Genomic DNA, 22,509 nt, shown 5'->3' with positions numbered 1-22,509 from the left:
TCAGGCGTCGAGCGCGGCGCGTGCGCAAAGTTCGTCGGTGACGAGCCCCGACAGCCATTGACCTTTGAGCGCGGCGATGAGCGCGTCGCGTTTGCGCTCGCCGCCCGCGAAGCCGATGGTCGGCCGCTTCGGCGGCGAATCGAGCTTGAGGCTCGTGACGCGCGCGCCTGTCGTCGATAGGACGCGCCTGCCTTCGGCGTCGATGGGCAAGCCGAGCCATTCGGCGACTGCGCCGCCTTGCATCATCTCTTCGACTTCGCCGCGCGTGATGAAGCCGTCTTCGTGCAGCGGGCAGTTGATGCCGATATTGCCGATGCCGACGAAGGCGACGTCGGCGTGTTGTGCGAGTTCGTCGACGATGCGGTAGAGCCGGTGATTGACCCATTGCGCGCGCTCGGCTTCGTTGTCGGCCATGAGTGGCGCGGGCAGCATGAAGTGCTTGCCGCCGGTCTTTTCCGAGAGTTGCTGCGCGACGTCGTAGCGATTGAACGATCCGTCTTGCGCGATGGCGCCGACCATCGACACGAAGCGATGCTGTGGCCGGTCGAGCTGTCCGATCTGCGCGACGACTGCCTTGAGCGTGCGGCCGCTGCCGATGGAGACGACGATGGGTTTTTCATCGGTGAGATAGCGCTCCATGACTTGCGCGCCGGCGACGGCGAGCTTGCGGTCGACCTGTTCGGTGTTGTCGCCGTCGATGGGCACGACTTCGCAGAGCGCGAGGCCGTAGCGGTCGCAGAGTTGTTGCGCGAGCGACAGGCAATCGGCGATGCGGTGATCGACCCGGACGCGGATCAGGTTTTTTTCTACTGCGTAGGCAACCAGGCGTTGCGCCACCGGGCGCGAGATTTGTAGTTTCTCGGCGATCTCGTTCTGGGTGTTGCCGGCGACGTAGTAGAGCCACGCTGCGCGGGTTGCTAAGTCGAGCTTTTCGTTTGATTTTGGCACTTTTAAGGCGGTCTTTGTTTTGGTCTGGCGCCGGTGTTTGGTTGTCTGATTTCGTTTGGTTCGGGAAACTTGATTTCGCGTCGGTCTGTTGGCGCGCCCCTCCCCGGGGCGGGGGTCACTTTCTTGGCTGTCGACCAGAGTTGGCGCTTCAGCGCCTTACTCTGGTCCCATGCAAAGAAAGTAACCAAAGAAAGCAGCTTTTCTTTCGAACCGCACAATGCACTAACTTGCGTGGCCAGTTCGTAGAACACCGGTGGCCCTCAGCTTGACAAAGCCTTGAATCACCTTCCACGCCCACTGACAACTCACGTCCTCCGAGCCCCTTGGCTCGACAACACCATACGCGCACACACTCATCCACACAGATCAACCATCTCGAACAGTACCGCAAGAGAGCAAAGACAATATCTTTTTCTCTCTTTGCGTCTGGCGTCATGCGACTGACCAAGGTCTTCCGAAAGTCTTGTTACGTCTTTCAGCGCGGAGGCTGAGTTCTCGTTCGATGTTGCGTGTGCGCAATTTCGCGCTGTTGTTAACGAGCCAAGGGGCTCGGAGGACGTTAGTTGTCAGTGGGCGCGGAAGGTGATTCAAGGTTCGATCAAGCTGAGTGCCACCGATTTTCTACGAAGTGGTCACGCAAGTCTGTGCATTGGGCGGTTCGAAAAAAAGCTGCTTTCTTTGGTTACTTTCTTTGCATGGGACCAGAGTAAGGCGCTGAAGCGCCAACTCTGGTCGACAGCCAAGAAAGTGACCCCCGCCCCGGGGAGGGGCGCACCAATAGACCGACGCGAATTCAACTTCCATAGCATCCCAAACCAACCGCCATCACCCGCGCCAAGCGAAAAAAAAAATCAAATCAACCGCGGCCGAGAAGAATCGAACAACGGCCGTACGTGCTGATAAAGCTCTCGAAACCCTTTAAGCCGCTGCCGCAAGACCAGATGCCTCTCGCCATCCGGCGAGAACTCCTGCTTCACAGCGGGCTTGGCAAGCACGACCGCAGGATCGCCCCCGGCTGCAAGCCATCCCAACCGTGCGGCTCCGAGCGCAGCCCCGGTCTCCCCACCGCCATGCGTCCGCGTCGGCGTATTGAAGGCATCGGCGAACATCTGCCCCCAGTACGCGCTGCGAGCGCCACCACCCAACATCGACAATGCCCGCGTCTGCGTCCCAGCGGACTGCAAAGCATCCAGTCCATCAGTCAGAGCAAGCGTCACGCCTTCAAGAACCGCATAACCCAGCAACGCCCGATCCGTCGCATGCGTCATGCCAAAGAACACGCCCTGCGCATACGGATCGTTATGCGGCGTCCGCTCGCCGCTCAGGTAAGGCAGGAACAACGGCGCAGTCGATAAAGCCTCCGCCGGCAACGCCTCCACTTCAGCAAGCAAAGTCGGCTCGTCAGTCGACGTCAGCTTGCACACCCAGCGCAAACAGCTCGCCGCCGACAGCACCACGCTCATCTGATGCCACCGGTCCGGAATCGCATGGCAGAACGCATGCACCGCCGACGCCGGATTCGGCCGGAAGCGGTCGCCCACCACACACAGCACGCCCGATGTGCCCAACGACAGGAATCCGTCGCCCGGCTCCGTCGCGCCGATGCCCACCGCGCTCGCCGCATTGTCGCCGCCGCCCGCCGCCACGATCACGTCGTCGCCCAAGCCGAGCTCCGCCGCGAGCGCCGGCAGCAAGGTGCCCGATGGCTCGCTGCCCTCGGCGAGCGACGGCATCTGCTGGCGCGACATCCCGCACGCGGCGAGCAGTTCGTCGGACCAGTCGCGACGCGCAACGTCGAGCCACAACGTCCCCGCAGCATCCGATGGATCGGACACCTTCGTGCCCGTCAGATGCATCCGCAGATAATCCTTCGGCAACAGCACGCACGCCGTCTGCGCAAAAATATCCGGCTCGTTGTGCCTCACCCAGAGCAGCTTCGGCGCAGTGAAGCCCGGCATCGCCAGGTTGCCGGCAATTTCATGCAGATGCGGCGCGCGCTCGTACAGCTCGGCACACTCCTTGTCGCTGCGCATGTCGTTCCAGAGAATCGCGGGACGCAGCACGCGATCGGTGGAGTCGAGCAGCACCGCGCCATGCATCTGACCCGACAGCCCGATGCCGCGAACCTGCGCGAACTCCGCGGGATACTGCTCGCGCAGCCTGAACAGCGCGGCGCGCGTGCCGTCCCACCAGTCGAGCGGATTCTGTTCCGACCAGCGCGGCTTCGGGCGCGAGACGGTGAACGGCGTGCCCGCCGTGCCGACGACGCTGCCGTCGCCCGCAAGGAGCAGCACTTTCACTTCGGAGGTGCCGAGGTCGATGCCTAAGTACATGAACGATGCCTTGGTCGAGGCCGGGACTCATCCGGCGGAAAGAGGGAATTTAACGCCGTGCGCAACGCCGCGCCATGAGCACAATACCCGAGCGGCGCGCACGCATCACGCGGCTACGGACGATTCGTCAGCCACGCATCGACACGCGCGATCGCACGGCGCATCACGCGCTCGAGGTTCTCGGTCTGCGCCATGCTGCCCCACAGGAGCTTGTCGGCGACGAACGCCCTGACCGGATCGCTCGCCGTGAAGTAGCCATGCGCGACGCCCGCGTCCATCACGCCGTCCTGATACGCATACGGCAGCCTGTTCTCATGCCAGCGTTCGAGAAAGCGGAAGAAAAGTGCGGGCAAGACCGCCGTGGCGTCGGGATCGACGTTGCGCGCGAAGCATTCCGACAGCGTCGGCGCGATAAAGCCCGGCAGCTTCGAAAAGCCGTCCGCTGCCACGCGCTGGTTCGTATCCTTGATGTACGGATTGCCGAAGCGGTCGAGCACCACGTCGCGATACTTCGCGAGGTCGATCGGGCTCGGCGTGAGGCAGGGAATCACGTCCTCGGTGACGTAGGCCTCCGCGAGCGCGCGAATCTCCATGTCCTGCGTGCCTTCGTGAATGTATTGCAGGCCGACGAGCGTCCCCGCCCACGCGATGCAGCTATGGCTCGCATTCAGAATGCGGATCTTCGCTTCCTCGTACGGCAGCACCGATTCGACCATCTCCGCGCCCACCTTCTCCCACGCGGGACGGCCCGCGCAGAACTCGTCCTCGATCACCCACTGGATGAACTTCTCGCCCATCACCGGCGCGCGATCGTCGAAGCCGGTCGCGGCCTTCACGCGCTCGGCGACATCGGGCGTCGGGCGCGGCGTGATGCGATCGACCATCGAATTCGGACACGACGTGTTCGCGATCATCCAGTCGCGCAGGGCAGTCTCGCCGCGCAACTGCAGGAATTCGAGCATGCCCGCCTTGAAACGGTCCCCGTTGCTGCGCAGGTTGTCGCAGTTCTGCAGCGAAACCTTGCCCGCGCCGTTCTTCATGCGCGCATCGAGAATGGCGGCCAGCGCGCCGTAGATCGTCGTCTTCGCGCCCTGGAGGTCGGCGGCAAGGTCGGCGTTCGCCGTGTCGAGCCGGTCGTGCTCGTCGAGGTAATAACCGCCTTCGGTCACGGTGAACGACACGATCCTGCACTCGGGCGCGGCGCCTGTCGCAATGAGCTGCGTCAGATCGGCGGACCAGGGCACGACGTTCCGGATCGATTTCACCGTCTCGTAGTCGCGCTCGCCTTGCGGCGTGACCGTCTCGAGCGTGTACTCGCCGTTCTGCGCGGCGAGCGCATCGAGCACGGCGTTCATGTCGCCGCGGATGTTGCCGACGGCGAGCGACCAGTCCGCATCGCCCGATTCGATCAGCCGGTGCAGATACCACGCCTGATGCGCGCGATGAAACGATCCCGCCCCGATGTGCAGGATCACGTTCGCACTCGCCTTTCCAACGCCGGTTTCGCTACTCATGTCTTCTCTTCCTTTTGGCTATGCGCCCGTTCTGCGCAGACGGCTGACTGAACATTTGCTCGATAGGTGGTCGAATGATCGTATCCGCTATCCCGAAAGTCAAGGCGCGGCGCGCGGGCCTTCGTCGTTGCAATGCGGCGCGTTTCGCCGGCGCCGAAGGGGAACGCGCATGAGTGCTGGCCTTTCGCGTTCGGCGCTGCAGTGCAGCATGGCGCGCCTCGGCACCGATCGGGAGTTACCCGGATAGTCAACGCGGCCGTGATTGGCGGAAGGTGCATGCGGCTTCGGTTCGAACGACAGGCGCACCATAACGATAGAACGATAGGAGACGCGAATGGACTATGTGATCGGCATCGACATCGGAACGCAGAGCACGAAGGCGCTGGTCGTCGATACGCAAGGCGCGATCGTCGCGCAGCACTCGAGCGCCTACCATCCCGATACGCCGAAGCCGCTCTGGGCCGAGCAATGGCCGCAGGTCTGGTTCGATGCGGTGACGGCGTGCATCGCTGCCTGTGTCGCGAAGGCGAAGGCGCGGGGCGTCGATGCGCAGCAGATCAGGTCGCTCTGCGTGAGCAGCCTGTATGGCGGCTCGGGCATCCCCGTCGATGAACATATCGAACCGCTGCATCCGTGCCTCATCTGGATGGACCGCCGCGCGACAGCCGAAGTCGACTGGGTGCGCGAGCACGTGGATGTGGCGCGGCTCGCGGCGATCACCGGCAACGGCGTCGACAGTTACTACGGATTCACGAAAATGCTGTGGCTGCGCAATCATCGGCCCGATGTGTGGAGCAAGACGCGCTGGCTGCTGCCGCCGAACGCGTTCGTAATTCAGCGGCTGACGGGCGAACTCGCGGTCGATCACAGTTCGGCGGGCAATATCGGCGGCGTGTACGACGTCGCCGCCCGCGCGTGGTCGCGCGAAGCGCTCGACATGCTCGGCATCCCCGCATCGATGATGCCGGAGCGGCTCGTCGAATCGTCGGAAGTGGTCGGCGGACTGCTGCCGGAATGGGCCGACAAGCTCGGGCTTGCCGCCGGCACGCCGATCGTCGCGGGCGGTGTCGATGCCGCCGTCGCGACCTTCGCCGCCGGCGTCACGCAGGCAGGGCATCACGTCGCGATGATCGGCACGAGCATGTGCTGGGGCTATATCAACCAGAGCGTCGATGCGCGGCACGGCCTCGTATCGATGCCGCATGTGTACAACGGCAAGCGGGATCTGTACGTGTTCGGCGGCGCGAGCACGGCGGGTGCGTGCGTCGCGTGGTATCGCGATCAGTTTTGCCAGGCCGAGATCGACGCCGCGAAGCAGTTGCCGCACGGCGACGCGCATCGGCTGCTGGAAGAGGCCGCGTCGAAGGTCGCGGCGGGTTCGGACGGCGTCGTGTTCCTGCCGTATCTGATGGGCGAGCGCAGCCCGGTCTGGGACGCGCATGCGAGCGGCACGTTCGTCGGGCTCAACCTTTTTCACACGCGGGCGACGCTGTATCGCGCGGTGCTCGAAGGCGTCGCGTTCGCGCTGAAGCACAACATGGAGGCGGGGCGGCGCGGGGCGCAATCGCTGGATGACCGGCTGATCGTCGTCGGCGGCGCGGCGCACTCGGACTTGTGGATGCAGATCATCGCGGATGTGACGGGCTATCCGGTCGTGTCGATCGAACAGGAAGTCGAAGCCGCGATGGGCGCTGCGCTGCTCGCGGCGCTGGGCGCGGGACTCATCTCGCGGGAGACCGCCGAAGGGGGATGGGTCACGCTCGTCGAGCGTGCGACGCCCGACGGCGGGCGGCAGCGCGTGTATCAGGAGCGATTCGGCGTTTATGTCGATCTGTATCCGGCGCTGAAAGACGCGATGCACCGGCTGCGCACTGAATAGGGCAACTAGCGGGCCGCGCCCGCATGGGCATCGAACACCGGGCCTTGCACGAAGTGCACGTCGAACTGCTGAAGCGCGTTGAACTGCGCTTCGTCGGAGACATTCGAGAAGATCAGCGGAATCTTCAGCCGATGCGCATACGCGACCAGATGCTTCACGACCGAGTCGCGCAGCGCGGCGCCCGCATCCATCTTGATGAAATCGAGCCGCGCCATCTCGGAAACCGCCATGATCTGCCCCGCGTTGGGCAGATTCCCCGCCACCTTGAACCCGTAGTGCTGATAGCTCTTGGTCAGGTAGCCGACAAACGTCTTGTGCGCCACGGCCGCCGCCGGCAATTCGATCACCACGCGCGCCGGGTTGATTCCGAACTCCAGCAGCACCGACGAAAAATGCAGGCCGTGATCGTACTTCACGCTTTTCAGGAGGCGCTCATGGACGCGGAGAAAGAGCAGGCCGGTGCGCTGCCGCCCAAAGAAGTTGAACGCATGCAGCGCCCGCGATAGACGGTCGAGCGCGACGAGCGCGCGGTCGTCGTCGAGGCGGGCGAACGGATCATGCGGCACGTCGCCTTCGATCAGCGTCAGCGCCTGCATGCCCAGTTCGTCGCCGAACCGTTCCGCGCTTTCGGGCGACGCCGACAGCGTCTGCGGGAAGCTGTGCGTGCCGACATCGAAGATCGGTTCATAGGCGCTCGCCACCGTCACCTCGCCGTAATGCGCGATGGCCTGCCGCGCATGTTCGCCTTCGCCCAGCACGATATGCGCGCCGAGGAACGGATGTTCCGCAGCTCGGGCGACGAGTTCTGGCAATGAAGGGGCGATCATGGCGTGCGCGTGTCAAGTTTTCGTGTCGATGCTACCAGCGCGCGACCGATCGCCTTGCACCAAATCGACATATTGATATGCGCGGCGCGCGCCGTCGAATCAGGGTTTACGATCTATTTCACTAATCGTAATCGGTTTACTATCGGTGAACATCGATCTACTCGAGGACTTTCCGCGATGTCCGCTTTCGACACTCACACCGACGCGAGCCGGCACTATCAGTCCGGCTTCGCCAACGACTACGCCACCGAAGCGCTGCCCGGCGCGCTGCCGCTCGGCCGCAATTCGCCGCAGCGCGCGGCGTACGGCCTGTATGCGGAGCAGCTTTCCGGCACGGCGTTCACCGCGCCGCGCGCGCACAACCGGCGGTCGTGGCTGTATCGCATCCGGCCGGGGGCGGTGCACAAGCCGTTCACGCGTATCGCGGGCAACAGGCTGCGCGCGAAGCTCGTCGCGAATTTCGCCGATGTGCCGCCCACGCCGCCGAATCAGTTGCGATGGGACCCGTTGCCGATGCCCGCCGAACCGGCCGATTTCATCGACGGCTGGGTGACCATGGCCGGCAACGGCTCGGCCGAATCGATGACGGGTTGTGCGATTCATCTGTATGCCGCGAATCGCCCGATGCGCGACCGCTTCTTCTACGATTCCGACGGCGAATTGCTGATCGTGCCGCAGCAGGGGCGGCTGTCGATCGCGACCGAACTCGGCACGCTTAATGTCGCGCCGTTCGAGATTGCGGTGATTCCGCGCGGCGTGCGCTTTTCGGTTACGCTCCCCGATGGCGAGGCGCGCGGCTACATCTGCGAGAACTTCGGCGCGCTGTTGCAATTGCCCGACCTCGGGCCCATCGGCTCGAACGGACTGGCGAATCCGCGCGATTTCCTCACGCCGCATGCCGCCTACGAAGACCGCGAGGGCGATTTCGAGCTCGTGACCAAGCTGAACGGCGCGTTGTGGCGCGCGGACATCGGGCATTCGCCGCTCGATGTCGTCGCGTGGCACGGCAACTATGCGCCGTACAAGTACGATCTTCGGCATTTCAACACCATCGGTTCGATCAGCTACGACCATCCCGATCCGTCGATCTTCCTCGTGCTGCAGTCTCCGAGCGATACGCCGGGCGTCGATTCGATCGACTTCGTGATCTTTCCGCCGCGCTGGCTCGCCGCCGAGGATACCTTCCGGCCGCCGTGGTTTCATCGCAATGTCGCGAGCGAGTTCATGGGACTCGTGCACGGCGTGTACGACGCGAAGGCCGAAGGCTTTTTGCCGGGCGGCGCGAGTCTGCACAACTGCATGTCGGGCCACGGGCCGGATGCCGGGACGTTCGAGAAGGCATCGAAGAGCGATACGTCGAAACCCGCGAAAGTCGGCGACACGCTGGCGTTCATGTTCGAAACGCGCACGCTCATCAAGCCGACGCAGTTCGCGCTGGAAACCGCGCAATTGCAGGCCAATTACTACGAGTGCTGGCAGGGCCTCACCAAACACTTCAATCCGGAGCAACGATGAACGACGCGCTGAAGGCGACGCTCGCCCCCACGCTGAAAAGCTGGATCGAGTCCGCGAACGATCCGGCGAGCGACTTCCCGATTCAGAACCTGCCGTTCGGCATCTTCAGCGATGCCGTCGACGAGCGGCCGCGCGCGGGCGTCGCGATCGGCGATTGGATCGTCGATCTTGCGGCGCTCGAAGACGCGCGCCTGATCGATGCGCAGGGCACGTTCGCCGCGCCGCGCCTGAACGGCTTCATCGCGCTCGGACGCGATACGTGGCGCGCGGTGCGGATCGCGTTAAGCGGATTGCTCGCGAAAGACACGCCGGCCTTGCGGGACGATGCTGCGTTGCGCCGCCGCGCGCTGGTGCCGCGCAAGGACGCGACGACGCACTTGCCCGTCGATATTCCGGGCTATACGGATTTCTATTCGTCGAAGGAGCACGCGACGAATGTCGGATCGATGTTTCGTGATCCGAAGAATGCGCTGTTGCCGAACTGGTCGGAATTGCCGGTAGGGTATAACGGGCGCGCGTCGTCGGTGGTCGTGAGCGGCACGCCGGTGCGTCGCCCGAATGGTCAGATCAAGTTGCCTAACGAGGACCGCCCGGTATTCGGCGCGTGCCGCAAGCTGGATATCGAACTGGAAACGGGGTTCATCGTCGGGCGCGGAAATGCGCTGGGCGAGCCGATTGCGTGTGAGGAGGCGGAGGCGCATATCTTCGGCATGGTGTTGCTGAACGACTGGAGCGCCCGGGATATTCAGCAATGGGAGTATGTGCCGCTCGGACCGTTCAACTCGAAGGGCTTTGCGACGACCATTTCACCGTGGATCGTGACGCTCGATGCGCTCGAACCTTTTCGCACCGCGACGCCCGTGCAGGACCCGGAGCCGCTGGCGTATCTGAGGCATGCGGGGGATCATGCCTTCGACATCGAACTGGAAGTGGCGCTGCGAGCGGATGGCGCGGCGAGAGCGACGGTCGTTTCGCGGACCAACTTCAAGCTGATGTACTGGTCGATGGCGCAGCAGCTTGCGCATCACACGGTGTCGGGATGCAATACGCGCGTCGGCGATCTGATGGGCTCAGGGACGATCAGCGGACCGACGGCGGAGTCTTGCGGGAGTTTGCTTGAGAGTACGTGGAACGGGCAGCGGCCTATTCAGCTCGACGAAGGCGGGGAACGGGCTTTCCTGCTGGACGGGGATGAAGTTGTGCTGCGGGGGTGGTGTCAGGGGGAAGGGTATCGGGTGGGGTTTGGGGAGTGTGTGGGGCGCATTCTGCCGGCGCGGGGGTGATTCAACGGACGATCCGTGCGATGGTAGCTTCCGAGGCCGAAGCCTTCGATGCGTTGAGCTATTGCTTGTCGGCGTGGGGCTCTCGTGACGGTTTTGCCGTTCGGCCTAAAGGTTTCATCAACGAATGTTCACGCTTGTCGCGCGGCGAGCGGTGTATGTTTGGGGTTCCTACGAGTTGACGAAAGTCACGCCGACTTCGCCTCGATCCTCGACACGCTCGCCGCGATGCGGCTCAAGACAAGCAAATGTTTCAACACAATGGGCTTCTTCGCATCAAGGGCCGGGTGCATCGATATCATCACCGACTCTTAAGGCTGACCAAAAATCGCTGGGACGATAAGCACTATATTGTCTGCGAATCTTTCTTCTTCAATGCTCAGATCGACAGCCGTGGAAAGCTTACGCAGTACATCGCAGCGGAGACTGCCAGCTTCCTCGAGAGAGTCGGACTCTCCGTGCCTTTCATGGATCCGCGAATCAGGATTGACGACGTCCGGGACTTCCTGCGAGGTCACATCGTCGCCGGCAGTGAACGGCACGGCCCCGTTAATGCGAGCTTCCCCGATGAGCTTTTGTTGCCCGCTCTGATTGAGCGGTATCAGGAGCGGGAAGTTCTTCGCTATGGCGTACGAATGGCCGCACGCTCGGGCGACCTTCGAAAAGACGCGCGAGGAAGTGGATCAGTGTATAGCGGACCACGCCGACTATTCGCTCAACGCCGAGCCTCTTCGTTATGACGAGCGGGAAGTCATCGGTGAAGCAGAGCAAATCGCGGGCATGCCGTATAGAGGAACGCCGGGCTCCTGGGCGTCAAGCATGCCCGGCAAGATGCCGCAGTTGCGGCAATACGGCAGAGACGGCACGCCTTTGACCGATTTCGACCTCGAGGCGCATCATGGCAACTCCAACCCGCACGCCCACAACTGGGTAGGCGGCGTGCGTGACGAGGGCGCGCCCGTTTCACTTCTTCCCTGGTGACGCGATGTCGATCGACTTATTGAACCGATGGCGCCACTTTCACGACTGGTATCTCGACAGCATCAAGGTCGGGCCGGAAACGATCGCTCTCGGCTTGTACAAGCAGGAGGAACGGGCGACGCTCACGTTCGGCGGCGTGACGTGCGTCGTGCTCGAAGGGCTGGGCTTGCTGAACATCGTATTCAGCATCGAGACGCTCACGCCGGGGAATGCGAACTATGATCGCGTCCGGGCCTTGCTTGAGAACGGCGAGCGTCTTACCGACCGGACGGGCAATTGCACCGCTTTTCTGTACTCGACGCTCGGCGCGGAACTCGCTATCGAATTCGATTCGCTCGCGGTTGAACGGGTTAGCTGACTTGACTACGAAGCGAGCCGCCGAGAACAAGCGCGATCCCTCAAACCGCCTGCCCGACCGCCCCTCTCCTTGACCGCTTGTCCAGCGTGGCCGACAACAACGTAAGCCCGAACGCGCCACAAGCCATCGCGACCCCGACCCAGGGCAGCGACGTGAGCGGCGCGCCCGCGCTGATCGCACATCCTCCCAACCACGCGCCGGTGGCATTGCCGAGATTGAACGCTCCCTGATTCAACGTCGAAGCCAGATTCGGCGCATCGCTAGCGCGATTCACGATCAGGATCTGCAGCGGCGGCACGATCGCGAACGCGAGCACGCCCCACAGAAAGATCGTGATCATCGCGGAGACCGATGCGTGCATCGTCCCGGCGAAGATCATCAGAATCACGACAATCGACGCCAGGAAAGACAACAGCGAGCGCAACAGCTTCCAGTCCGCCAGCTTGCCGCCAAGCGTGCTCCCAACCGTCAGTCCCAACCCGAACAGCAGCAGCACATACGTCACCGCATGCGGCGAAAAGCCCGTGACGTCTTCGAGGATCGGCGTGATATACGTGAACACCGAAAAAAGACTCGCCGATGCCAGCACGCTGATGCCCAGCACCATCAGCACTTGCGGGTTTTTGAGCACGTCGAATTCACGGAGGATGCTCGTCTCGCGCATCTCGATGTGCTTCGGCAGGCAAACCGCCAGCGCGCCCGCCGCCGCGACGCCGATCAGCGTGACGACCCAGAATGTCGCGCGCCATCCGGCCGCCTGTCCGAGCGCGGTGCCGAGCGGCACGCCCAGTACGTTTGCAAGCGTCAGTCCGGTGAACATCAGCGCAATGGCCTGCGCGCGACGGTTCGGCGCGACGAGATCGGCGGCGACCACCGAACCGATCCCGAAGAACGCGCCGTGACAGAACGCCGTGACGATGCGCGCGCCCATCAGCACCCAGTAGTTCGGCGCGAGCGCGCACAACAGATTGCCGACGATGAACACGCCGATCAGCCCCATCAGCGCCTTCTTGCGCGGCATTTTCGCGGTGACGATCGCGAGAATCGGCGCACCGATGGTCACGCCGAGCGCATAGCCGGACACGAGCATGCCGGCGGCGGGAATCGACACGGCGAGGTCGCGCGCGACGTTGGGCAACAGGCCCATGATGACGAATTCGGTCGTGCCGATGCCGAACGCGGCAACGGCAAGAGCTAGCAGGGGCAAGGGCATGGCGGAAGCGGCGGAATCGGCGCAAGGAAGGCCCGAATTCTACCGAAAGGTCAATTTTGATGCTGGTAGAAACCCTGACGCGCGCACGTCCGGACAATGCCGGATGATGAGCGGACTTTTACCGCATCGGCACGCGCCGGGCACGAAGGCCGCCGTGGCGGCCGCACGGCGCGGCGTACATTTCGCATCGAGCTCCGCTGCGCGCGGATCGTTGCGCGGCACGGAGTGTTGGAAAAACACAGCAACCACCCGAGAACCTATGTCTTCGATTCCCCACCGCCTGCGCGCCGTCATCGCGTGCGCCGTGCTTGCCGCCACTCACGCGTACGCGCAAAGCGACGCCTCCGGCCCCATCGCCACGAAGGCGGGCACGGTGTACTTCCTGCGCGATGAATCCGGCTTCGCCGCCATGCTCGGCACGCAGGCCTTCGACCGCTTCGACGCCCGCCGCATCGCTCATTTCGATGAAACGGACGCAAGCGGCGCACTCACACGCTCGCTGATGCAGACCGATGTCGGCCCCGTCCTCTACGACTTCCGCCGCAATCCGCCGCTCGTGCAACGCTCGGGCGAGCGCATGACGGTGCAGCGCGTGTTCTGGCAAGCCGATGAAGTGGTGATGCAGACATCGCTCGGCTGGTACAAGCTCGAAGCCGGCAAACTGTCGAAGCTGCAGGCATCGACGAAGACCTACCGCTGATCAGACGCGCACGCCGAACACGCGCTCGCCCGCGACCACGTACACGGCTTCTCGCTCGCGGCGCACGCTCTCGTTCACTTCGAAGCCGCCGGTGAACGCGCCGAACGCGGGCAGTACGCCCGCGCGCGCGCCGAAGCGAAAGCACGGCAGCCGCACGCTCTCGATGCGCGTCGCGAGCCGATACACCGGATGTTCGTGACCCGCGAGCGCATACGCACCGTCGACCGTCTGCGGATGATGGCAAAGCGCCCACGGTCCCAGCCGATACGGCTCTTTCACCAGCTCGACGCCGAAGCGCGACGGCAACTCGCCCGCGTGACGATCGTGGTTGCCCTCGACGAGCACGAGCCGCAACGCGCGATGCTTTGCGCGCCACGCATCGAGTGCGGCGAGCGTTTCGTCGGCGTGCGATTCGCGCGCATGCAGCAGGTCGCCGAGAAAGACGACCGACTCCGGCCGGTGCGTCGCGATCAGCGCATCGAGCCGCGCCAGATTCTCGGGCGTGGCGCCCGCGGGCACCGGAATGCCGCGCGCGCGGAACACGGCGTCCTTGCCGAGATGCACATCGGCGATAAACAGCGCTTTCTCCAGGGGATCGAATGCCGCGCGCTCCGCCGAGAGCAGCAGTGCGCGGCCGCATACGTCGATTGTCAGTGCCTCGATTGCCATGAGCGTGCTCAAGCCCCCGCCGCCTTCTCGAGATCGGCAAGCATCCGCTCCACGCGATCCGACAGCTTCTCCGTGCTCACCTTCTCCCGCAGCCGCGCGACGATCAGCGGAAACGCGAACGGCGTCGGTTTCTTCGGGCGCGTGAACGCGAGCCGGCTCTCGCTCATGCGCACGAGCGCATCGCGCAGGCGGCGCATTTCGAGCTCCTGCAGCATCACTTCCTGATCGGCCTGCGCGAGCAGCAGATTGCCGCGATCGTGCTTGCGGAACACCTCGTAGAAGAGCCCGCTCGACGCCTGCAACTGCCGCGCGCTTTTCTGCTGGCCCGGATGCCCCTGATAGATCAGCCCCGACACCCGCGCGATCTCGCGAAACCGCCGCGCCGACAACTCTGACGCGTTGAGGCTCGCGAGAATGTCGTGCTCCAGATCGTCGGGGGAAAAGAGGCCGTCGGCGATCAGCGTTTCCCAGTCGAACGGCTTGGCCGACAGCAACTCGAAGCCGTAATCGTTCATCGAGATGGAGAAGGTGCTCGGCTGATCGCGCGCGACCCGCCATCCGATCAGCGACCCGAGGCCGATATGCGCCATGCGCCCGGCGAACGGATAACAGAAGAAGTGATGCCCCTCGCGCGATCGCACCGCCTCGACGACCAGCACGCCCGGTCCCGGCAGCGCCGACCACTTCGCCTGAAGATCGAGCAGCGGCCTGACGGCCTGCATCTCGGGCTCGTCGTAGATGCCGTCGTTCGCGCGCGCGAGCATGACGAGCGCCGCTTCCGCCAGTTCCGACGACAGCGGCATCTTGCTGCCCGCCCATTGCGGCATCGCGCCGCGCGAGGACGTCGCGCGCTTCACATAGGCCGTCATGTCCCGCACGCGAATCAGTTCGAGCGCGCGGCCGCCGAAGGTGAAGACATCGCCGGGCTTCATGCGCGAGATGAATGATTCCTCCATCGCGCCGATGCGCCCGCCCGTCATGTAGGCGACGTTGATGGTCGCATTGGCGACGATCGTCCCGACGTTGTTGCGATGCCGCCGCACGAGATCCTCGCGCGGCACGCGATACACGCCGTCCTCGCCCGCGACGACGCGGTGATAGTCCGGATACGCCGCCAGCGACGCCCCGCCGCGCTCGACGAACGCGAGCGCCCAGTCGAATTCCGCCTGCGTCAGATCGCGATACGCATAAGCCGTGCGGACTTCGTCGAGCATCTCGCCGGGCGCGAAGCCGCCGCCGATCGCCACCGTCACCAAATGCTGCACGAGCACGTCGAGCGGCTTCTTCGGCATGTCGCGCCCTTCGATGCGATGCGCTTCGATCGCCCAGCGCGCCGCCGCCGCTTCGACGAGTTCGAGCGCGTGCGTCGGCACGATCGTCACGCGCGACACACGGCCCGGCGCATGGCCGGATCGTCCGGCGCGCTGCATGAGGCGTGCGACGCCCTTCGGCGAACCGATCTGAAACACGCGGTCCACCGGCAGGAAATCGACACCGAGATCGAGACTGGACGTGCAGACAACCGCCTTCAGCTGCCCGTTCTTGAGCCCGAGTTCGACCCAGTCGCGCACTTCCTTGTCGAGCGAGCCGTGATGCAGCGCGATCAGCCCCGCCCAATCCGGACGAAGATCGAGCAGCGCGCGATACCAGACTTCCGACTGCGAGCGCGTGTTGGTGAAGACGAGCGAGCTTTGCGCGTGCTCGATCTCATCGGCGACGGGTCCGACCTGGCGCACGCCCAGATGCCCGCCCCACGGAAACCGCTCGATGGTGTCGGGAATCAGCGTATCGACGACGAGCGTTTTCGGCTGCGCGCCGCGCACGACGACGCGCGGTGTCGTCACGCTGTGCAGCAGCGCATCGTGCGCGAGCGCGAGATTGCCGAGCGTCGCGGACAAGCCCCACACCTGCAGATCGGGCCGCCAGCGGGCCAGGCGTGCGAGCGCGAGCTGGGTCTGCGTGCCGCGCTTGTTGCCGAGCAGCTCGTGCCATTCGTCGATGACGACGAGCCGCACGTGCGATAGCTCGTCGCGAGCGTTGGCGCGCGTCAGCATCAGCGTGAGGCTCTCGGGCGTCGTCACGAGCGCGGACGGCATCCGGCGATTCTGCCTCGCGCGTTCCGTCGACGACGTATCGCCCGTGCGCAGCCCGACGGTCCAGGGCGCAGACAGCGCCGTGACGGCGGTTTGCAGCGCGCGGGCGGTATCGGCGGCGAGCGCGCGCATCGGCGTGATCCACAACACCGTGAGCGGAGCGGGGAGCGCGGCCCTGTCTGCCGCTTTGCGCTTTCCCTTCGGCGGGCTTGCGAACGCCGCGAGCGCGCCGAGCCAGATCGCCCAGGTCTTGCCCGCGCCGGTCGTCGCGTGAAGCAGGCCGCTCGCGCCGCGCTGCACTTCCCGCCAGACTTCGCGCTGAAACGGAAAGGGCTGCCAGCCGCGCTCGCCGAACCATCGCGCGATGCGCTCGTCCATCGGTTTCGCGGCTTCGATGGGGTCGCAGGCGAAGGGCGCGGGTCTGAACGTTTCGGCGGCGGCATCGAGCTTGGCCTGCGCCGCCTGCGTGCGCGGCACGCGGCGCGGACGCGGCGCGCGGCGGCGTGCGCGGCTGGCTGCGTCGGGCGGCGCGATGTCTTGCAGGTCGTCGTCGGGGACGGTCATGCCACCGCCTCGTTCAGGAAGCCTTTCAGCAGATCGAGCGTATCGGCATCCTCGATGGACTTGTCCGTACGCCAGCGCAGCATCCGCGGAAAGCGCACCGCGATGCCCGACTTGTGGCGCGGGCTCGCCTGGATGCCCTCGAAGCCGATCTCGAACACGAGCGTCGGTGTGAGGCTGCGCACCGGGCCGAATTTCTCGACGGTCGTCTTGCGCACGATGGCGTCGACCTGGCGCATTTCTTCATCGGTCAAGCCGGAATAGGCCTTCGCGAACGGGACCAGCGTGCGCACGCCGTCGGCTTCGTCCCAGACGGCGAAGGTGAAATCGGTGTAGAGGCTCGCGCGCCGGCCGTGACCGGGCTGCGCGTAGAGCAGGACGGCATCGACGGAATAGGGGTCGATCTTCCACTTCCACCAGGTGCCGGAAGCCTTCGTGCGGCCGACGCCGTACATCGAATCGCGCTCTTTCAGCATCAGCCCTTCGACGCCGCGCGCGCGGCTTTCCTCGCGCAACGCGGCAAGCGCGGACCAGTCCGATTCCTCGACGACCGGCGATACGCGCAGCAGATCCACCGACAGCTCCCGCGCGAGCGCATCCAGCTTCGCGCGGCGCGCGTGCAGCGGCTCGGTGCGCAAATCGCGGCCATCGGCTTCGAGCAGGTCGTAGGCGAGCAGCGCGGCGGGGGAATCGGCGAGCACTTTCTTCGTCAGCGACTTGCGGGTGATGCGCGGCTGGAGCCGGGCGAACGGCAGCGGCATCGTCGCGCCCGGTTCCCACGCGAGGATTTCGCCGTCGATCACCGTGCCGTCCGGAAGCGCCGCGCCGAGCGCAGCCAGTTCCGGAAAGCGCTCGGTCAGCAGGTCTTCGCCGCGCGACCAGATCCAGACGCGGCCGCCGCGCTTCACCAGTTGCGCGCGAATCCCGTCCCACTTCCATTCGGCGATCCAGTCGGCGGGCGTTCCCAGCGTCGCCGGTTCGGCCTGCAACTGATGCGCGAGAAAGAACGGATAGGGCAGGCCGAGGTCGCTTTCGTGCGGGGTATCGACGTCATCGCCTTCGGCCGCGGGCGCGATCAGCCGCAGATAACGCGCGGCGCTGGGCGCTTGCCGCGAATCGGTCCAGCCGACCATGCGTTGCGCGATGCGCTTGTGGTCGACGCCCGCCACTTCCGCGAGCGCCCGCACGACCAGTTGCCGCGCGACGCCCACGCGAAAGCCGCCGCCGATCAGCTTCGTCAGCAGGAAGCGCTCGCTCCCGTTCAACTCGTTCCAGTAGCCGACGAGCCGCTCGCGCAGTTCGTCGGGATTCGCGCCGCGCAGCGTCAGCACGCGATCCTCGATCCATTGCGCAAGCCCCAGCTCCGACTCGCGTTCGGGCGGCGGCAGAACGTGCGCGATGGTCTCGGCCAGATCGCCGACCGCCTGATACGACTCTTCGAAAAGCCATTCCGGAAGCCCCGCGCGCTCGCGGGCGAACTCGATCATGAGGCGCGTCGGCACCGACTGGCGCGGCTTGCCGCCCGCCAGAAAATACGACGCCCACGCCGCGTCTTCGGGCTCCGCCCCGGAGAAATACGCGATCAGCGCCTCGAGCTTTTCGTTGGTCGATGTCGTCGCGTCGAGCGCGGTATAGAGCGTCGCGAAGCGTCTCATTGCGATGGCGTCTGTGCGGTGGCTTCGCTCGTGGCGGTATCGGCTTCGATCGCGTCGTCGCCGTATTCGGTCCTGAAAGCGCCCGCGTCGAGGCCTTGCTCGCAGAGCCATCGCACCATCGGCTCGATCTGGCCGTGCGTGACGATCACGCGTTCCGCTCCCGTCGCGCCGATCGCGGTCTGCAGGCCGGGCCAGTCCGCGTGATCCGACAGCACGAAGCCGCGATCCACGCCCTTGCGCCGCCGCGTGCCGCGCAGACGCATCCAGCCGGAGGCGAAGGCATCGCTGTAATCGCCGAAGCGGCGCATCCACGTGCTGCCTTGCGCCGAAGGCGGCGCGACGATCAGCGCGCCCTTGAACGCGGCCTTGTCGCGCGCGGCGATCTCGCTGACGAGCCGCGTATCCGGCAACGCGACGCCCGCCTCGCGATACGCGCGATTGAGCGGCTCGACGGCGCCGTGACAGAAGATCGGGCCGATGGCCGCGTCGATGCCCGCGAGAAGCCGCTGCGCCTTGCCGAACGAATAGCAGAAGAGCACGGACGCCCGGCCCTGGCTCGCGTTATGCCGCCACCATGAATCGATGCCGTGGAACACGGCCTGCGACGGCTCCCATCGATAGATCGGCAATCCGAACGTCGATTCGGTGATGAACGTATCGCAGCGCACCGGCTCGAACGGCGCGCAGGTCGGATCGGGCTCGACCTTGTAATCGCCGGACGCGACCCATACGCGCCCGCCGTGCTCCACGCGCACTTGCGCCGAGCCGAGCACATGCCCCGCCGGATGCAGCGATACCCGCACGCCGTTCACGTCGATGCGTTCGCCGTAGGGCAGCCCTTGCACGTCGATGCCCGGCAGCCGCGACAGCAGCACGCTCACGCCGGCTTCGGCCGCGAGATAGCGCGCGTGCCCGAAGCGGGCGTGATCCGCGTGGGCGTGCGTGATGATGGCGCGCTCGACGGGCCGCCAGGGATCGATATAGAAGCCTCCCGGCGGACAGTACAAGCCTTCCGGACGCGCGACGATGAGATCGGATGAAGTGTCCACGGGTCGCCGTGTGTGCTGCGTTGCCTGCACGTTGGCCCTCGAGTGTTCAGTCCACGCAACAAAGCACGTGACGTGCCCGTCATGCCGCTTTCACGAAGACCGGCTACGGTGTAAAAGTGTGTTGAGTTGTTGTCTGTTGTCTTGTCGGACCGCGCTGTTCCTTGCGCGACGGTGCTCGCGCCGCATGGCGATTTTTCTGGTGAAGCCGAAATGGACACGATGGTAGCGCCGGCCGCTGCGGAAGCGGTCTGGATCGTCAGGCTGAGGAGCCACCCGCAGTACGACTTCGTGCGCCTGAAGCGGGTCTTCGCCGATGCCGGTTCGCGCCATGAGGTCGTCCTCGTCGATGTGAGGAAGCTGCTGCAATGCGCCGACCGCGACGACACCGACTACGTGCTCAAGGCCGTCGACGACTGGCACGCCGGCAAGGTGCGCGGCATTCGCGAGTTCCTCGATCCCGATAACCCGCGCGTGCCGGAGATGCCCTACGTGACCATCAGCGTGCGGCGCTCGGGCGGGCTGCTCGGACTCCTGGGCGTGCATCGCGAGGGCGTCGTCGCGTTTCGCAACGGGCAGCATCGCGCGCGCTATCTGGCGCATGCGGGCGCGCTCTGCATGCCGGTGGAAGTGCACGAGCGCGAAGCCGGCCTGCTGCGCGCGATGTGCGCCGCGCCCGGCGAAACGAGCGCCGAATACGACGAGGTATGAGGCTGCGGTTCGCCTATGCGTCGACCACATTGCGCGGCGCGCCTTCGGCCCACGCCTTCACGTTGCCGAGCGTCGTCTGCGCGATCTCCATCAGCGCCTCGCGCGTGAAGAACGCCTGATGCGCCGTGATGATGACGTTCGGGAACGTGAGCAGCCGCGCGAGGACATCGTCCTGAAGCAGGCGATCCGAGTGATCTTCGAAGAACAGGCCGCCTTCTTCCTCGTACACGTCGAGGCCGAGATGCCCGAGCTGGCCGCTTTTCAGCGCGCCGATCAGCGCATTGCTTTCGACGAGCCCGCCGCGCCCGGTGTTGATGAGCATCGCCCCGCGCTTCATGCGGGCAAGCGCCCGCGCGTCGATCAGGTGATACGTCGACGGCAGAAGCGGGCAGTGCAGCGAAACGATGTCCGATTGCGCGAGCAGGTCGTCGAGCTCGACATAGCGCGCGCCGCGATCGAGCAGATCCTGCGCGGGCGGGCCGGGATCGTGGGCGAGGACTCGCATGCCGAAGCCCGCCATGATCGTGCCGAACACGCGCCCGATGATGCCCGTGCCGATCACGCCGACCGTCTTGCCGTGGAGATCGAAGCCGAGCAGGCCGTTGAGCGAGAAGTCGCCTTCGCGCGTGCGCGCCACCGCGCGATGAAACCGGCGATTGAGCGTGAGAATCATGCCGGCCGCATGTTCCGCGACCGCGTGCGGTGAATAGGCCGGCACGCGCGTCACCGTGACGCCGAGCCGCTTCGCCGCGTTCAGATCGACATGATTGAAGCCTGCGGAGCGCAATGCGATGAGCCGCGTGCCGCCCGCGTGCAGCTTTTCGAGGACGGTTTCGTCGAGGCTGTCGTTGACGAACGGGCACACCGCCGTGAAGCCCTGCGCGAGAATGGCGGTTTGCGCATCGAGATGCGCTTCCTGGAAGTCCAGTGCGACGCCGAATGCTTCGTTCGCCTGGGCGAAGGTATCGGCGTCGTACTGGCGGGTGCTGAAGAGAATGAGGCGTGGGGTGGTGCTTGCGTCGGGTTCTGTCATCGTTCGGGCCGGCAGCGGGTTCGTTACGGAACTCGCGCCGGCTCGAAGTCAGCCGAACGCGAGCGTTCAGTGAGTGGTCGGCGCGCCGGCTCCGCCATTCGCGGCGGAAGGCTGAAAGCCCGTCGGCGGCTGGCGGAACATCTCGTCCGGCCGCGTATTGCCGGAATTGATCTCCTTGGTCAGCTTCTCCAGCGCATAGTCGATGAAGAAGCGCGTCTTCGCGGGCAGATACTGACGGCCCGGATAGACGATCGACAGCTTCATCTCCGGATCATCGACGAAATAGTCGGGCAAGAGGCGCACGAGCGTGCCGTCGCGGATGTCGCCGGCCACGATGCCCTCCGGCAGCACCGAAAAGCCCATGCCGCGCAGCGTCGCGAGCCGCACCATCAGCGCGCTGTTGACCGAGTAGACCGGCGAGAGCGTCACCTGTTCCGACGAACCGAGCCGATGCCGGAAGTGCCACGACGAACTGCGAATGTCGTTCGGCAGCCCGACGGAGGGCATCGTCTGCAGGTCCGACGGCGAAGCCGGAAGGCCGTGCTCGGCCACGAACTCGGGCGTCGCGACCGGTATCAGCGCGTTCACGCCGATGGGCCGCTCGACCAGCGCGGTGCTCGTGACCATGAACGCCGCGACGATGCCGACGTCATAACCGTCCTCGACAAGATCGACGTGACGCTCGGCCAGTGTAAGGCGCACGTTCACCTTCGGATACAGCTTGCGGAAACCGTCGATGAGCGGCGTCAATGTGAGTAATGAAAGCGCGCTCGATGCGACCACACGCAGCGTGCCACTCGGTTCACCCTCGGTATGCGTGACCGCCGATTCGAGATGATCGAGTTCTTCCAGTAATGCGCGGCATCCTTCCAAATAGCGGGTGCCTGCTTCGGTCAATGAGAGATTGCGGGTTGTCCGGTTAATAAGGCGAGTTCTGAGGTGCGCTTCTAGCATCGCAATTGCGCGAGTGACGAGCGCATTCGATACATCGAGTTGCTGCGCGGCACGCCGAAAACTTTCCGTGTCCGCCACGCGAACGAAGACGCGCATAGCATGGATCTGATTCATCGTCTGGCCCTCTCTCGGTTGTGCCGCGTTGAATATGGGCGGCACGCGAGGCTTTGCGAGTCCCCGGTTTTGAGATGCTTGTACGCATAATATTGACAGAACGAAGATATTGCAATATCAGATTA

Annotated in this window: 18 protein-coding genes; 7 read left to right on the top strand and 11 right to left on the bottom strand. The window is 64.8% G+C overall.

Annotated elements, in window-relative coordinates:
• The 3 genes from P9220_RS01195 to dalD all read right to left on the bottom strand — a co-directional run bounded on the left by P9220_RS01195 (window position 1) and on the right by dalD (window position 4,795).
• Entirely contained in the window at window positions 1–948 is a 948-nt protein-coding gene (locus P9220_RS01195) for a sugar-binding transcriptional regulator (RefSeq protein ID WP_309763192.1), read from the bottom strand.
• An 851-nt stretch (window positions 949–1,799) separates the two neighbouring features.
• Entirely contained in the window at window positions 1,800–3,281 is a 1,482-nt protein-coding gene (gene xylB / locus P9220_RS01190) for a xylulokinase (protein WP_309763191.1), read from the bottom strand.
• Between the two features lie 113 nt (window positions 3,282–3,394).
• The gene (gene dalD / locus P9220_RS01185; RefSeq protein ID WP_309763190.1) at window positions 3,395–4,795 is read right to left on the bottom strand and encodes a D-arabinitol 4-dehydrogenase; all 1,401 of its coding nucleotides are present in this window, start codon (window positions 4,793–4,795) and stop codon (window positions 3,395–3,397) included.
• Window positions 4,796–5,129: 334 nt separating this feature from the next.
• On the opposite strand from dalD, the gene P9220_RS01180 reads away from it, so the two are divergent.
• Window positions 5,130–6,674 carry an FGGY-family carbohydrate kinase gene (locus tag P9220_RS01180; protein WP_309763189.1) on the top strand — a complete coding sequence of 515 codons (1,545 nt, stop codon included), beginning with the start codon at window positions 5,130–5,132 and terminating at the stop codon, window positions 6,672–6,674.
• Between the two features lie 5 nt (window positions 6,675–6,679).
• Here the strand turns inward: P9220_RS01180 and P9220_RS01175 are convergent, their stop codons facing one another.
• The gene (locus P9220_RS01175; RefSeq protein WP_309763188.1) at window positions 6,680–7,501 is read right to left on the bottom strand and encodes an EAL domain-containing protein; all 822 of its coding nucleotides are present in this window, start codon (window positions 7,499–7,501) and stop codon (window positions 6,680–6,682) included.
• Window positions 7,502–7,678: 177 nt separating this feature from the next.
• Between P9220_RS01175 and hmgA the strand changes: the two genes are divergently transcribed.
• The 4 genes from hmgA to P9220_RS01155 all read left to right on the top strand — a co-directional run bounded on the left by hmgA (window position 7,679) and on the right by P9220_RS01155 (window position 11,635).
• Window positions 7,679–9,016 (top strand): homogentisate 1,2-dioxygenase, encoded by a 1,338-nt coding sequence (hmgA, locus tag P9220_RS01170; protein ID WP_309763187.1) that lies wholly within the window; start codon window positions 7,679–7,681, stop codon window positions 9,014–9,016.
• Window positions 9,013–10,299, top strand: a complete 1,287-nt coding sequence (gene fahA, locus P9220_RS01165; RefSeq protein WP_309763186.1) for a fumarylacetoacetase — start codon at window positions 9,013–9,015, stop codon at window positions 10,297–10,299. The genes hmgA and fahA overlap by 4 nt, the downstream gene beginning before the upstream one ends.
• Window positions 10,300–10,920: 621 nt before the next feature.
• The gene (locus P9220_RS01160) at window positions 10,921–11,277 is read left to right on the top strand and encodes a hypothetical protein (protein ID WP_309763185.1); all 357 of its coding nucleotides are present in this window, start codon (window positions 10,921–10,923) and stop codon (window positions 11,275–11,277) included.
• 4 nt (window positions 11,278–11,281) lie between these two features.
• The gene (locus P9220_RS01155) at window positions 11,282–11,635 is read left to right on the top strand and encodes a hypothetical protein (RefSeq protein WP_309763184.1); all 354 of its coding nucleotides are present in this window, start codon (window positions 11,282–11,284) and stop codon (window positions 11,633–11,635) included.
• A 40-nt stretch (window positions 11,636–11,675) separates the two neighbouring features.
• Here the strand turns inward: P9220_RS01155 and P9220_RS01150 are convergent, their stop codons facing one another.
• Entirely contained in the window at window positions 11,676–12,848 is a 1,173-nt protein-coding gene (locus P9220_RS01150) for an MFS transporter (RefSeq protein ID WP_309763183.1), read from the bottom strand.
• Between the two features lie 259 nt (window positions 12,849–13,107).
• Between P9220_RS01150 and P9220_RS01145 the strand changes: the two genes are divergently transcribed.
• Window positions 13,108–13,548 (top strand): hypothetical protein, encoded by a 441-nt coding sequence (locus tag P9220_RS01145; protein WP_309763182.1) that lies wholly within the window; start codon window positions 13,108–13,110, stop codon window positions 13,546–13,548.
• Here the strand turns inward: P9220_RS01145 and pdeM are convergent, their stop codons facing one another.
• From pdeM to P9220_RS01125, 4 genes are read right to left on the bottom strand one after another with little or no spacing between them, the layout of a single operon-like run.
• Complete coding sequence (gene pdeM / locus P9220_RS01140; protein WP_309763181.1) at window positions 13,549–14,217, bottom strand: ligase-associated DNA damage response endonuclease PdeM; 669 nt, start codon at window positions 14,215–14,217, stop codon at window positions 13,549–13,551.
• Window positions 14,218–14,225: 8 nt separating this feature from the next.
• Entirely contained in the window at window positions 14,226–16,874 is a 2,649-nt protein-coding gene (locus P9220_RS01135) for a ligase-associated DNA damage response DEXH box helicase (RefSeq protein WP_309763180.1), read from the bottom strand.
• The gene (locus P9220_RS01130; RefSeq protein ID WP_309763179.1) at window positions 16,871–18,526 is read right to left on the bottom strand and encodes an ATP-dependent DNA ligase; all 1,656 of its coding nucleotides are present in this window, start codon (window positions 18,524–18,526) and stop codon (window positions 16,871–16,873) included. The genes P9220_RS01135 and P9220_RS01130 overlap by 4 nt, the downstream gene beginning before the upstream one ends.
• Window positions 18,523–19,575 (bottom strand): ligase-associated DNA damage response exonuclease, encoded by a 1,053-nt coding sequence (locus tag P9220_RS01125; RefSeq protein ID WP_309763178.1) that lies wholly within the window; start codon window positions 19,573–19,575, stop codon window positions 18,523–18,525. The genes P9220_RS01130 and P9220_RS01125 overlap by 4 nt, the downstream gene beginning before the upstream one ends.
• 210 nt (window positions 19,576–19,785) lie before the next feature.
• On the opposite strand from P9220_RS01125, the gene P9220_RS01120 reads away from it, so the two are divergent.
• Complete coding sequence (locus P9220_RS01120; RefSeq protein ID WP_309763177.1) at window positions 19,786–20,283, top strand: plasmid fertility inhibition factor family protein; 498 nt, start codon at window positions 19,786–19,788, stop codon at window positions 20,281–20,283.
• Between the two features lie 13 nt (window positions 20,284–20,296).
• Here P9220_RS01120 and P9220_RS01115 read toward each other — a convergent pair whose 3' ends face one another.
• Together P9220_RS01115 and P9220_RS01110 are read right to left on the bottom strand one after the other, a co-directional pair.
• Window positions 20,297–21,316 carry a 2-hydroxyacid dehydrogenase gene (locus tag P9220_RS01115; RefSeq protein WP_309763176.1) on the bottom strand — a complete coding sequence of 340 codons (1,020 nt, stop codon included), beginning with the start codon at window positions 21,314–21,316 and terminating at the stop codon, window positions 20,297–20,299.
• 66 nt (window positions 21,317–21,382) lie between these two features.
• A complete protein-coding gene (locus P9220_RS01110; protein ID WP_309790449.1) occupies window positions 21,383–22,384 on the bottom strand; it encodes a LysR family transcriptional regulator in 1,002 nt (333 codons plus the stop codon).
• Between the last annotated feature and the right edge of the window lie 125 nt (window positions 22,385–22,509).

Source organism: Caballeronia sp. LZ016 (assembly GCF_031450805.1).
GTDB lineage: Bacteria > Pseudomonadota > Gammaproteobacteria > Burkholderiales > Burkholderiaceae > Caballeronia.
Note: the sequence above shows the minus strand (reverse complement) of the source record. Positions and strands in the feature narration are given on the sequence as shown.